Raw genomic sequence first — 12,028 nt, forward strand, 5'->3', positions numbered from 1 at the left:
ATGCCATGGATCGCACGATTCCGTGGCATTCCGCGCGGAGGTCGGACATCGCCATGGACGGCCTCAGCCGCGAGCGCCCAGCAGATGGTCCATCGCCAGCTGGTCGAGCCGCTCGAACGCCATCCCGCGCGCGGCGGCCGCCTCGACGTCGAACTCCTCGAACGCCGAGCTGTCGGCGAGCAGGGCCTGAAGCCCGTCCGCCGCCGTGGGCTGGGCCAGCTCGTCGAGGCGGGAGGCGCGCAGGGCCTCCTGGACCTCGGGGTCTGCACGGAAGGCGGCCGCGCGCTCCTTCAGGATGAGGTAGTTGCGCATGCAGCCCGCGGCCGACGCCCACACCCCGTCCAGGTCCTCGGTCCGCGGCGGCTTGAAGTCGAAGTGGCGCGGGCCCTCGTAACCGGCGCTCTCCAGCAGGTCGACCAGCCAGAAGGCAGCGCGCAGGTCGCCGGCGCCGAAGCGCAGGTCCTGGTCGTACTTGATGCCGGACTGGCCGTTGAGGTCGATGTGGAACAGCTTGCCCGCCCACAGGGCCTGCGCGATGCCGTGCGGGAAGTTCAGCCCGGCCATCTGCTCGTGCCCGACCTCGGGGTTGACGCCGTACAGCTCCGGCCGCTCCAGGCGCTCGATGAACGCCAGGGCGTGGCCGACGGTGGGCAGCAGGATGTCGCCGCGCGGCTCGTTCGGCTTCGGCTCGATCGCGAAGCGCAGGTCGTACCCCTGGGAGGTGACGTACTCGCCGAGCAGGTCGAACGCCTCCTTCATGCGGTCGAGTGCGGCGCGTACGTCCTTGGCGGCACCGGACTCGGCGCCCTCGCGCCCGCCCCAGGCGACATACGTCTTGGCGCCCAGCTCCACCGCCAGGTCGATGTTGCGGATGGTCTTGCGCAGCGCGTACCGGCGCACGTCGCGGTCGTTGGCGGTGAAGGCGCCGTCCTTGAAGACGGGGTGCGTGAAGAGGTTCGTGGTGGCCATCGGGACGGTCATGCCGGTCGCGTCCAGGGCCTGGCGGAAGCGCTTGATGTGCGACTCGCGCTCGGTGTCCGAAGACCCGAAGGGAATCAGGTCGTCGTCGTGGAAGGTCACTCCGTGGGCGCCGAGCTCGGCCAGGCGCTGCACCGTCTCGACCGGGTCGAGGGCACTCCGCGTGGCGTCGCCGAACGGGTCCCTTCCCTGCCAGCCGACGGTCCACAGGCCGAAGGTGAACCTGTCCTCGGGGGTGGGCTGGTAGTTCATGCCGCGGCTCCCTTGCTCGCTTGCGACTGTCGCGCACGACTATTTCGTCATGGCGGTTTACAAATTAGTATGCAGACGCACCGCTGGGAAGAGACCGGCGCGTCCGGGGAAGAGACCTAGGTGTCTTCTACCGGGACGACGAGCCGCGGACGTCCCGGACACGAGCCGCAGAAGCAGGGAGAGCGCGATGTCAGCAGCCGAGGGACCGCTCGTCGTCGGCGTGGACACGTCCACCCAGTCCACCAAGGCGCTGGTCGTCGACGCGGCCACCGGCGAGGTCGTGGCGAGCGGCCAGGCGCCGCACACCGTCACCTCCGGCGCCGGCCGGGAGAGTGACCCACGGCAGTGGTGGGAAGCCCTGTGCGAGGCGCTCGACCAGTGCGGCGAGCCGGCCCACGAGGCCGCCGCGGTGTCGATCGGCGGGCAGCAGCACGGCCTGGTGACGCTGGACGACCGGGGCGAGCCGGTACGCCCCGCCCTGTTGTGGAACGACGTGCGCTCGGCGCCGCAGGCGCGCCGGCTGGTCGAGGAACTGGGCGGCGCGAAGTTCTGGGCGGACCGCACGGGCAGCGTGCCGGCCGCGTCGTTCACGGTCACCAAGTGGGCCTGGCTCGCCGAGCACGAGCCGGAGGCGGTCCGCGCCACGAAGGCCGTGCGGCTCCCCCACGACTACCTCACCGAACGCCTCACGGGGCTGGCCACGACCGACCGCGGTGACGCCTCCGGGACGGGCTGGTGGGCATCCGGCAGCGAGTCCTACGACGAGGAGATCCTCGCGCGCGTGGGGCTCGATCCGGCCCTGCTGCCGCGCGTGGTCCGGCCCGGCGAGGTGGCGGGCACCGTCCACGACAGCCATGACCTGCCGTTCTCGAAGGGCACCCTCGTCGCCCCCGGCACCGGCGACAACGCCGCCGCCGCGCTCGGCCTCGGGCTGCGCCCCGGCACCCCCGTCATGAGCCTGGGCACGTCCGGGACGGTGTACGCGGTGTCCCGGCATCGCCCTGCCGACCCGACCGGCACGGTGGCGGGCTTCGCCGACGCGCGCGGGGACTGGCTGCCGCTGGCCTGCACCCTGAACTGCACGCTCGCCGTCGACCGCATCGCGACCCTGCTGGGCCTGGACCGCGAGGCCGTCGAACCCGGCACGCACGTGACCCTGCTGCCCTACCTGGACGGCGAACGCACCCCCGACCTGCCGAACGCCGCGGGCCTGCTGCACGGCCTGCGGCACGACACCACCGCCGGTCAGCTCCTCCAGGCGGCGTACGACGGTGCCGTGCACGCGCTGCTGGGCGCGCTGGACCTGGTCCTCGACACGGACGCCGACCCGTCCGCGCCGCTGCTGCTGATCGGTGGCGGCGCCCGTGGCACGGCCTGGCAGCAGACCGTACGACGCCTCTCCGGGCGCCCCGTCCAGGTTCCCGAGGCCCGGGAACTCGTCGCGCTCGGCGCGGCGGCCCAGGCGGCCGGCCTGCTCACCGGCGAGGACCCCGCCGCGGTCGCCCGGCGCTGGAACACCGCGCGTGGGCCGGTGCTGGACGCGGTCGAGCGGGACGAGGAGACGCTGGCCAGGATCTCCGGGGTACTCTCCGACGCGGCCCCGCTGCTGGAGCGGAGCCCTGAGAGCCGCTGAGCCCACGGACGAGGACGAAAGGCATGACCGCACCGCTGCACGAGGCCCACCCGGCCGGTCCGGGGCGCGCGTTGCCGGACACCCAACAGGGCATGCGGCGCCGCAATCTCGCCCGGGTGATGCACACGGTCGGCGCGGCGGGTCCGCTCTCCCGCGCGGCGGTGGCGTCGCGCATCGGGCTGACGCGTGCGGCGGTCTCGACCCTGGTCGACGAGCTCGTCCGCTCGGGCCTGCTGGAGGAACTGGGTCCCGAACGTCCCGGCCGCGTGGGCCGGGGACGTCCCGGTTTCGCTCTGGCGGTCAGCGGGCGCGGACCGGCGGGGATCGGCGCGGAGGTCGGCGTCGACCATCTCGCGGTCTGCGCGGTCGACCTGCGTGGAGAGGTGCGCGCGCGGATCGTCCGGCACGGCACGAACCGCGACCGCTCGCCCGAGCCGGTGATCGCGGAGCTCGCCGGGCTGGTACGCCGGGTCGTCGCCGAGGCGGACGGCGAGGGACTGTGGCCGGCGGGGCTCGCGGTGGCCGTGCCCGGTCTGGTGGCGCGTGACGCCCGGACCGTTCTGCGCGCCCCCAACCTGGGCTGGCACGACACCGACCTCGCGGCGCTGCTGCCCGCGGAGCTGCCGTTGACCGTGGACAACGAGGCCAACTTCGGCGCGCTGGCGGAGCTCTGGCTCGGCGAGGACACTCCGCGGGACTTCCTGCACGTCTCGGCCGAGATCGGTATCGGTGCCGGCGTGGTCGTGGACGGCCGGCTGCTGCGCGGAACGCGCGGCTTCGCGGGCGAGTTGGGGCACGTCCCGGTCCGGCCGGACGGGCCGGAGTGCGCCTGCGGCGGGCGCGGGTGCCTGGAGCAGTACGCCGGTGAGGAGGCAGTGCTGCGCGCGGCCGGCCTGCAGCTCGGCGAGGACCGGGTCGGACTGCTGGCCGGGCGTGCCGCGGACGGTGACGAGGACGTACGGCGGGCGCTGCGCGACGCGGGAGAGGCGCTCGGTGTGGCACTGACCGGCGCGGTGAATCTGCTGGACCCCGAGAGCGTCGTGCTGGGCGGTGCGCTGGCCGGGCTCGCGCCGTGGCTGCTGCCGTCGCTGCGGTCCGAACTGGCCCGCCGCACGGCGGGCCCGGCCTGCCCGGTGTCCGTGTCCCGGCTCGGTTCCGAGGGGCCGTTGCTGGGGGCCGCGCACTGGGTGGTGCGCGGGGTGCTGGATGATCCGGCGGGGGTGGCTGAGCTGAGGGCGCAGGGCTGAGGTCCGTTCACCGCTTGACCCGTTCGATTGCTCAGCCGCCCTCGAACATTACGAGCCTTGCCCCAAGAGCCACCCGCCACCCGATCGGGTGAGCGAGTTGTCCACAACGCCGCGGTGATCCACGGAACGGCGGCACGGCCTCCGGCCCAACCGCGGCGCCCCGTACGGTGAATACCGCGAGGCGCAGCCGTCGTGCGGAGACGACGTCGGCTGTGCGGGACCGGTGATGCGAGGGGGACGAACGATGTCGGTCGTGGGTGAGACCTCGGTGGAACGGGCAAGGCCTTTCCCTGCCCGGCGACGCATCCTCAAGGGCGCCGCCCTCGCGGCCGTCCCCTATGCCCTGCTGCCCGGCCCCAGAGCCGGTGCCCAGACGCCTGCTCCCGACTACCCGCTCGGCGAGTGGCAGCCGGCGAGCCCCGCCAACTACACGGCGGCGAGCCGTCCGACGGCTCACCCCGTCGACCTGGTGGTCATCCACGTCACGCAGACGGACTACTCCGGGACTCTGGCCGTCTTCCAGCACCCTCGCAAGAAGGTGTCCGCACACTATGTCGTCCGGTCCGCCGACGGACATGTGGCGCAGTGCGTCCGCGAGGCGGACATCGCCTGGCACGCCGGGAGTTGGGAGCACAACACACGCAGCATCGGCATCGAGCACGAGGGCTGGGTGGACCAGCCCGGCTACTTCACCGACGCCATGTACGAACGGTCGGCCGCGCTCACCGCCGCGGTCTGCACGAAGTACGGCATTCCGAGGGACCGCGCGCACATCATCGGCCACTACGAGATACCAGGGACCGACCACACGGACCCCGGCCCGCACTGGGACTGGACGCGCTACATACGGCTGGTCAGGTCCGTCTGACCCGGACGCGCTACATACGGCAGGTCAGGTCCGTCCGACCCGGACGGCGCGCCCGCAGCGCAGTCACGAACCGCCGCCCCTGGTGCGGCACGGAGCGGCGGTGGGCCGGCGCTGGGCGACCGCCCGATGATGGGGCCCACCCGCTCACTGGTACTCGGTGCCCCACGGCGCCACTGGCCGGCAGTCCGGGCTGCCGTCTGCCCCGCCCCCTCCAGTAAGGAGCTGTCCATGTCGATGTCGATGCCGTTGACGGTGGACGCCGGCGAGCACGGGTCTGCTCGGTGACGGCATCACCAACGACCAGCCGGCGTTCGCGGAACTGGTGGACGCGCTGGGCGCGGCCTGCGCCGAGGACGGCCGCCCGCGGACCCTGTACGTGCCACCGGGCCGTTGTGCGATGCGGGACCGGCCCACCGTCTGGCGCAGCGGCGTGTCCCTGATCGGCGCCGGCCGCGGTGCCACCTGCTTCGTGCTGTGCAACCGGGGCGGCCCGGCCACCCCGGTGCCGCTGGTCTGGTTGACGACCACGCAGCACGGGGCAGGACGGGAGAACCATCTGTAGGACGACACCGAACCGCCCCGCCACACGAGCGGCAGACGGTGAACGGGGACGACGGTCGGAGACAACCCCGGTGCGCACAGCTTCGGCTCAGCCGCCGTGCACAGACCTCCGCCTCAGCCGCCGTGCGCAGACCTCGGCCTCAGCCGCTCTGCGCTGCCGCCCCGGTCGCCAGGCGCAGCCGCGCCCCCTGGCGCACCAGCTCCTGCTGGACCAGGGCGTGCGGCACCTGCCGGGGGCTGCGGTTGATGCGGCTGGCCAACGCGGCGCAGACGCCCGCCGCCTGACCGGTCGCCATGGCGATGGGCATCACGCGATAGGAGGAGTGCGCAACGTGGGAACCGGAGATGCAGCGGCCGGCGACGAGCAGGTGGTCCGTGTCGCGAGGCAGCAGACAGCGCAGGGGGATGTCGTAGTAGCGGCCGCGGGGGACGCGTTTGAGGATGGTACCGCTGCCCTCGGGGTTGTGGATGTCCACCGGGTAGGCGCCGTGCGCGACGACGTCGGGGAAGGCACGCGCCCCGAGGATGTCGTGGCCGGTGAGGTGGTAGTCGCCGAGGATGCGCCGGGTCTCCCGTACGCCGATCTGGGTGCCGCTCTGCGCGACGTAGGACTCCTCGAAGCCCGGGACGCGGGTGCGCAGGAAGCGGTCGATCTGCTCCAGCTGGCGGCGGGCACTGTACTCGGCGCGGCTCAGGTCCCACACGTCGATGCCGAGGGCACGGGTGATGCGGGTGCTGTTGACGGCGACCTCGCGCGGACGGGGGGTGCCGAAGAAGAGGATGTCCTCGCGGGGCAGTTCCAGTTCGCCCGCCTTGGTGGCCTCCTCGACGAGGTCCCACAGACCGTGCACGCCCCGCCACTGGTCGGGGTGGTCGTGGACGTACTCGGCGAACTTCGGCCGCAGGAAGTCGACGACGCGGAACATGAGCGTCATCGGCTGCACCAGCCCGTCCTCGGGCCGGCCGATCTCGCTCGGCGCTCCGCAGGCGGCGGCCACGTCACCGTCACCCGTGCCGTCGACGACGACATCGGCGTCGATCACCACCGGCCCGGACTTGGTCTCGAAGACGACTCGCCAGCCCTTGTCGAGGGGCAGGGCGGTGGACGCGAAGGAGTGGAAGAGCATGCGGACGCCGGCCTCGTCGAGCAGGTCGAGGAGGACGAGCTTGTAGATCTCCGGGTCGAAGGGCACGGTGTAGCCGGTCTTGAGGGAGGGCGGGATGCAGCCGCCGCGCTCGTTCAGCCGGTCCAGCAGCCGCCACAGGAACCCGGCGACGACGGCCTCGCCCTCGCCGTGGTCGTTGGGGAGCAGTTCCTCGCCTTCCTCACCGGGCGCGGCGAAGACGGCCTGCTTCTGCTCGTTGTGGAAGGACATCAGGGGCATGACGAGCGCCACGGTGGCATTGCCGCCCAGGAAGCCGTACCGCTCCACCAGGACCACGTCGGCGCCGGCGTCGGCAGCGGCGTACGCGGCGGCGGTCCCGGCCGGGCCTCCCCCGACGACCAGGACCTCCGTCCGGCCGCCGTGGTGGGCGTCGCGCGGGGGCAGGGTGACGGTCCGTGGCTGTGGAGGTCGTTGCAGGATCGGCATCGGTTCTTCCCGTCGGACGTGTGCCGAAGGCGCCGGGCGTCCCGGCGGGCGTCAGTTCACCGTTCCGGTACCCGGCCGCAGCAGGTGCAGGCCCGGTCGTTCGGTGTCCGGCACGGAAACGGCCTCGTTCCGCTCGTCCAGGGAGTCGAGGACCACCGCGCACCGGACGCAGGTCTCCCGGGCGGCTCCCCGCAACGCCTGCACGCGCGCGTCGAGATCGTCACGGCGCTGCGGGAACTCGTCCCACAGCCGGTCCACCTCCGCCAGCATCAGCCCGGCCTGCTCGCGTGCCACACCGACCAGCGCCGGCGCCCCGATACGGCGGGAGAAGTCGAAGACCTTGCCGGAGTACGGCAGCGGCAGCACCGGCAGCCCGGAGAGCGCGGCGAAGATCACGAAGTGCAGGCGCATACCGACGGCGAGATCGAGGTGGTTCATGAAACCGAGAACCTGGCCGGGGCTGTAGACGCTGTGCAGGATGCGCCCCCGGTCGGGTGCGGTCATGCGGGAGAGCACGCCGTGCGCGTGGTGGACGTCCTGGCGTTCCATCGGCACGAAGACCACGTGGGCCTCCAGGCGCCGTACCAGGAAGTCGGCGACGTCGGCGAGCAGGGCGTGGTAGTCGCTCTCGTCGAGCTTCTCCGCCGCCCGGCCCGGTTCCCGGACCGACATGCCCACCAGCCGGGTGTCTGCGGGAATGCCCTCCTGCCGCATCATCTGGTCGGTGAAGGGCTCCGGCGGCAGCAGCAACGCCGGATCGGCCGTCACGACGACGTCCCGGTCGAGCCCGGCCTCCTCCAGCACCAGCCGGGACTCCTCGTCACGCACGACGACCTCGTCCATCGCCGACAGCACGGCGCGGACCGCCTCCCGGTCCTCCGCCTCGCGCAGCGGGCCCGCCCCGACGGCGTACGCGAAGGTGCGTACCCCCCGGGCCTGGGCCGCGCCCACCAGGCGCAGATAGCGGCGGGCCTCACCGTCGTAGAGGATGCCGCCGCCGCCGAGCACCAGCAGGTCCAGGCCCGACAGCACGTCGAGGATCTGTTTCTGCGGGACTCCCTCCCAGTCGACCACCTCGTCGGCGGCGAGCTGGTGGGTGCGGGTGTGCTCGGCGTTCCGGCTGAAGACGACGAGCCGTGCCTGCGGGCGATGGGCCCGCAGGCAGCCGAGGACGCAGGTCAGGATGGCCTCGTCGCCGAGGTTGAAGCCGCCGTACGAGCCGAGCAGGCCGATGCGCGGGCCCGGCCCGGCGGACCGGCGAGTCTGTGTGATGGTGGTCATCCGGAACTCCTGTTCAGGAGCTGACGTGCGGTACGGGGGGGACCGGGACATCCGCGCGGGCGCGGCGGGGGTCGGGTCGAAGCTTCGTGGGCCGCTGCCACCGGGCCGGGCTCGGGTTGCCCGACCCGCGCACGGGAAACCCCCAGGCGGGGAGAAACCCCCGACCAGGTACGTTCCGACAAGGCAGCGTCATCCTTTCACGGGTTCGGTCCCCCCACCATCGCAGCGCGGGGCCACCCGGCGGCACCGGGGTTTCGGGATCCCGGTGGTTGGGTCCCGTCCGGTGGGCAGACCGGCGTGTCATGCCATGGCCCGAGTCTCTCCGGCCTCGCGCGTCGAGGGCCTCACGCTGCGTGCGTCACCCGTATGCCGTACGCCTCCGAGCCACCCGGGCCCGGACGGAGGACGCTGATCTGGGTACTGGGCGCTCTCTCGGCGCCCACGCCCGGCGTCGGAGAGAAGACGGAGAAAGCGGGGTCGACACAGCGACTACCAGGGTCCCCGATCGGCGCCAGGCATCCGACAGGCCGTCGTCGTCATGTGCAGAGGAGACCTGAATGACCAGCGCATCGTCACGTACCTGGGAACACGCCGTCGTCACCGGCGGCGCGGGCTTCGTCGGCTCGCACCTGTGCGCCGCCCTGCTGGACTCCGGCGCGGCGGTCACCTGCGTGGACGACTTCAGTACCGGCCGGCCCGAGAACGTCTCCCCGCTGCTCGACCGCCCCGGGTTCACGCTGGTGCACGCGAACGTCGCCGAACAACTGCCCGTCAAGCAGCCCCCCGATCTCGTCCTGCACTTCGCCTCCCCCGCGTCCCCTGCCGACTATCTGCGGCTGCCCCTGCACACGATGGAGACCGGCAGCCTCGGCACCCGCCACGCCCTGGAACTCGCCCATGACCACGGCGCACGCTTCGTGCTCGCGTCGACGTCCGAGGTGTACGGCGACCCGCAGCAGAACCCGCAGGACGAGCGGTACTGGGGGAACGTCAACCCGGTCGGACCGCGCAGTGTGTACGACGAGGCCAAGCGGTTCGGCGAGGCGCTCACCACGGCGCACGCGGAGGCGGAGGGCACCGACACGTGCATCGTGCGGCTGTTCAACACCTACGGCCCGCGGATGCGCGGCCATGACGGCCGGGCGGTACCGACCTTCGTCCGCCAGGCGCTGGACGGCGAACCTCTCACGGTCACCGGCGACGGCCGCCAGACGCGGTCGCTGTGCTACGTCGACGACACCGTCCGGGGCATCCTCGCGGCGGCGGCGCACGGCATGCGCGGCCCGGTGAACATCGGCAATCCGGGCGAGATCACCATGCTGGACCTCGCCCGACTGGTCGTCCGGCTGGCCGACTCCTCCTCGGAGGTCCGCTTCATCGAACGGCCGACCGACGACCCGGCGATCCGCTGCCCCGACATCACGCTGGCCCGCGACAAGCTCGGCTGGGAGCCCGAGGTGGACGCGGAGGAAGGCCTGCGCCGCACGATCGAGTGGTTCCGCACCACGGCCGGCGAACGCTGAGGCGCACCGGCCGCCCGGCGGGCGCCGGAACGCCCCAGGGCGAACGGCCCGGGCGGAACGCCGCCGAGCGGAGATCCGCCCGGTGGAACGCCGCCGAGTGGAACGCCGTCAGGTGAAACGCGGCCCACTGGACCGCCCGCCGAGCGGAGCGGCTGGAGACGGATCACCTCGGCGAAGGTCCGCCGCCCCGCCGACGCCCCGCTCCCCGCGGCCTCCCAACCCCGCCCATCCCCGCAGCCCGCCGGGCCTCCCTCGCCCGGCCGACCCCCCCGGCTCCCCCGACGCCCCACTCACCAGGCCGACATCCCCACTCCCCCGAACCCACCGACCCCGCCGACCGCGACGCCCCACTCCTGACCCCCACACCCCACCGCACACCCCGGGACCCCCATGCGCATCCTCGGAATCAACGCCCTCTTCCACGATCCCGCCGCCGCCCTGGTGATCGACGGCCGCACCGTGGCCGCCGCCGAGGAGGAGCGGTTCTCACGCCGCAAGCACGGCAAGCGGCCGGTTCCGTTCTCCGCCTGGGAGCTGCCGGAGAAGGCCGCCGCATGGTGCCTGCGCCGGGCCGGCCTGCGTCCGCAGGACCTCGACGCGGTCGCCTACTCCTACGACCCTCAGCTCGCCCGGCCCGCCGAGGCGATGGGCCTGGACGACCCCTGGGACCACCTGCGGCAGACCTACGCCCGTGAGGCCCCCGGCTTCCTGGCGGCCGCGCTGCCGGGACTCACCGCCGACAAGGTCCGCTTCGTCCCCCATCACATGGCGCACGCCGCGTCGAGCGCCTTCGCCGCGCCCGACGCCGCGGACTCCTCCGTCCTGGTCCTGGACGGCCGCGGGGAACGGGCCTCGCACCTGGCGGCGCGGCGGGTCGGGGACCGGCTGGAGGCGCTGCACGCGCAGGAACTGCCGCACTCCCTCGGCCTGGTCTACGAGGAGCTGACCGACCATCTCGGCTTCCTGCACTCGTCGGACGAGTTCAAGGTGATGGCGCTGGCCTCGCACGGCAGGCCGCGGATGCTGGCGGAGCTGCGCCGGTACGTGTACCCCACCGGAGACGGCGGGTTCCACGCGACCGGCGTCCCCTGGCACGAGTTCTGCCCGCGGCGCGGCGCGGACGAGCCGTGGACGCAGGAGCACGCGGACGTGGCCGCGAGCGCGCAGGCCGTGCTGGAGGAGACGCTGCTCGACCTGGTCCGCTGGCTGCACGGCCGGACCCACCACGGCGTGCTGACCCTCGCCGGGGGCGTGGCGCTGAACTGTGTCGCCAACTCCCGGATCGCCCGCGAGGGCCCCTTCTCGCAGGTGTGGGTGCAGCCGGCGGCCGGTGACGCGGGCACGGCGCTGGGCGGTGCGCTGCTGCTGGCGGCGGGCGCGGGGGACGCGCCGGAGCCGATGTCGGGCGCCGACCTGGGCCGGGACTGGACCGACGCGGAGCTGGGCGCGTGGCTGAAGACGGCGGCCGTGCCGTTCGATCGGCCCGTGGACATAGCGGAGACGGTGGCGCAGGCCCTCGCGGACAACGCCGTCGTCGCCTGGTTCCAGGGGCGTGCCGAGTACGGTCCCCGGGCGCTCGGCCACCGCTCGCTGCTGGCGCATCCCGGGCACGCGGGCAATCTCGAACGGCTGAACGACGTGAAGGGCCGCGAGCAGTTCCGGCCGGTGGCGCCCATGGTGCTGGCCGACCGGGCCGCCGAGATCTTCGACGGGCCGCTGCCCAGCCCGTACATGCTGTTCGTGCACGACGTGGCCGAGTCCTGGCGGGAGCGCATCCCGGCGGTGGTGCACGTCGACGGCACGGCCCGCATCCAGACCGTGGATCCGGCGCGGGAGCCGCTGGTCGCCCGCATGCTGGGCGCCTTCGAGCGGCGCACGGGACTGCCGGTGGTGGTCAACACCAGCCTCAACACGGCCGGCCGGCCGATGGTCGACGATCCGCGCGACGCCCTGGAGTGCTTCGGCTCCTCGCCGGTGGACCTGCTCGCCATCGGTCCGTACGCGATCCGGCGCGGCGACCTCTTCCGCGCCGGCGGCGACGGGAGGGCGGCCTGATGCGGGAGCACACGACTCGGAGGGCGCACCCCGTGACG

The 12,028-nt window shown here is 73.2% G+C and carries 9 protein-coding genes; 6 read left to right on the forward strand and 3 right to left on the reverse strand.

The features are described from left to right. Positions 1 to 63: 63 nt before the first annotated feature. Complete coding sequence (xylA, locus tag IPT68_RS04995) at positions 64 to 1,230, reverse strand: xylose isomerase (protein WP_189697260.1); 1,167 nt, start codon at positions 1,228 to 1,230, stop codon at positions 64 to 66. Between the two features lie 187 nt (positions 1,231 to 1,417). Between xylA and xylB the strand changes: the two genes are divergently transcribed. From xylB to IPT68_RS33850, 4 genes are all read left to right on the forward strand, one after another. Further along, positions 1,418 to 2,863, forward strand: a complete 1,446-nt coding sequence (gene xylB, locus IPT68_RS05000) for a xylulokinase (protein WP_189697259.1) — start codon at positions 1,418 to 1,420, stop codon at positions 2,861 to 2,863. 23 nt (positions 2,864 to 2,886) lie between these two features. Next, positions 2,887 to 4,110, forward strand: coding sequence for an ROK family transcriptional regulator (locus tag IPT68_RS05005; RefSeq protein WP_189697258.1), 1,224 nt, complete (start codon positions 2,887 to 2,889; stop codon positions 4,108 to 4,110). A gap of 268 nt (positions 4,111 to 4,378) precedes the next feature. Continuing rightward, the gene (locus IPT68_RS05010) at positions 4,379 to 4,978 is read left to right on the forward strand and encodes an N-acetylmuramoyl-L-alanine amidase (RefSeq protein ID WP_189697419.1); all 600 of its coding nucleotides are present in this window, start codon (positions 4,379 to 4,381) and stop codon (positions 4,976 to 4,978) included. A 397-nt stretch (positions 4,979 to 5,375) separates the two neighbouring features. Continuing rightward, a complete protein-coding gene (locus IPT68_RS33850; RefSeq protein ID WP_228040270.1) occupies positions 5,376 to 5,540 on the forward strand; it encodes a hypothetical protein in 165 nt (54 codons plus the stop codon). Between the two features lie 139 nt (positions 5,541 to 5,679). Here IPT68_RS33850 and IPT68_RS05020 read toward each other — a convergent pair whose 3' ends face one another. Next, complete coding sequence (locus IPT68_RS05020) at positions 5,680 to 7,131, reverse strand: FAD-dependent oxidoreductase (RefSeq protein WP_189697257.1); 1,452 nt, start codon at positions 7,129 to 7,131, stop codon at positions 5,680 to 5,682. 51 nt (positions 7,132 to 7,182) lie between these two features. Beyond that, positions 7,183 to 8,412, reverse strand: a complete 1,230-nt coding sequence (locus IPT68_RS05025; protein ID WP_189697256.1) for a polysaccharide pyruvyl transferase family protein — start codon at positions 8,410 to 8,412, stop codon at positions 7,183 to 7,185. Positions 8,413 to 8,969: 557 nt separating this feature from the next. Here IPT68_RS05025 and IPT68_RS05030 point away from each other — a divergent pair. After that, entirely contained in the window at positions 8,970 to 9,935 is a 966-nt protein-coding gene (locus IPT68_RS05030; protein ID WP_189697255.1) for an NAD-dependent epimerase/dehydratase family protein, read from the forward strand. 390 nt (positions 9,936 to 10,325) lie between these two features. Continuing rightward, the gene (locus IPT68_RS05035) at positions 10,326 to 11,990 is read left to right on the forward strand and encodes a carbamoyltransferase family protein (protein ID WP_189697254.1); all 1,665 of its coding nucleotides are present in this window, start codon (positions 10,326 to 10,328) and stop codon (positions 11,988 to 11,990) included. Positions 11,991 to 12,028 lie beyond the last annotated feature (38 nt).

It is taken from the genome of Streptomyces chromofuscus (genome assembly GCF_015160875.1).
GTDB classification, from domain to species: domain Bacteria; phylum Actinomycetota; class Actinomycetes; order Streptomycetales; family Streptomycetaceae; genus Streptomyces; species Streptomyces chromofuscus.

Coding starts and splice junctions, on each gene's coding strand:
- xylA (WP_189697260.1), bottom strand. CDS start 1,230: ATGAACTACCAGCCCACCCCCGAGGACAGGTTCACCTTCGGCCTGTGG.
- IPT68_RS05025 (WP_189697256.1), bottom strand. CDS start 8,412: ATGACCACCATCACACAGACTCGCCGGTCCGCCGGGCCGGGCCCGCGC.
- IPT68_RS05020 (WP_189697257.1), bottom strand. CDS start 7,131: ATGCCGATCCTGCAACGACCTCCACAGCCACGGACCGTCACCCTGCCC.
- IPT68_RS33850 (WP_228040270.1), top strand. CDS start 5,376: ATGCGGGACCGGCCCACCGTCTGGCGCAGCGGCGTGTCCCTGATCGGC.
- IPT68_RS05005 (WP_189697258.1), top strand. CDS start 2,887: ATGACCGCACCGCTGCACGAGGCCCACCCGGCCGGTCCGGGGCGCGCG.
- IPT68_RS05030 (WP_189697255.1), top strand. CDS start 8,970: ATGACCAGCGCATCGTCACGTACCTGGGAACACGCCGTCGTCACCGGC.
- xylB (WP_189697259.1), top strand. CDS start 1,418: ATGTCAGCAGCCGAGGGACCGCTCGTCGTCGGCGTGGACACGTCCACC.
- IPT68_RS05035 (WP_189697254.1), top strand. CDS start 10,326: ATGCGCATCCTCGGAATCAACGCCCTCTTCCACGATCCCGCCGCCGCC.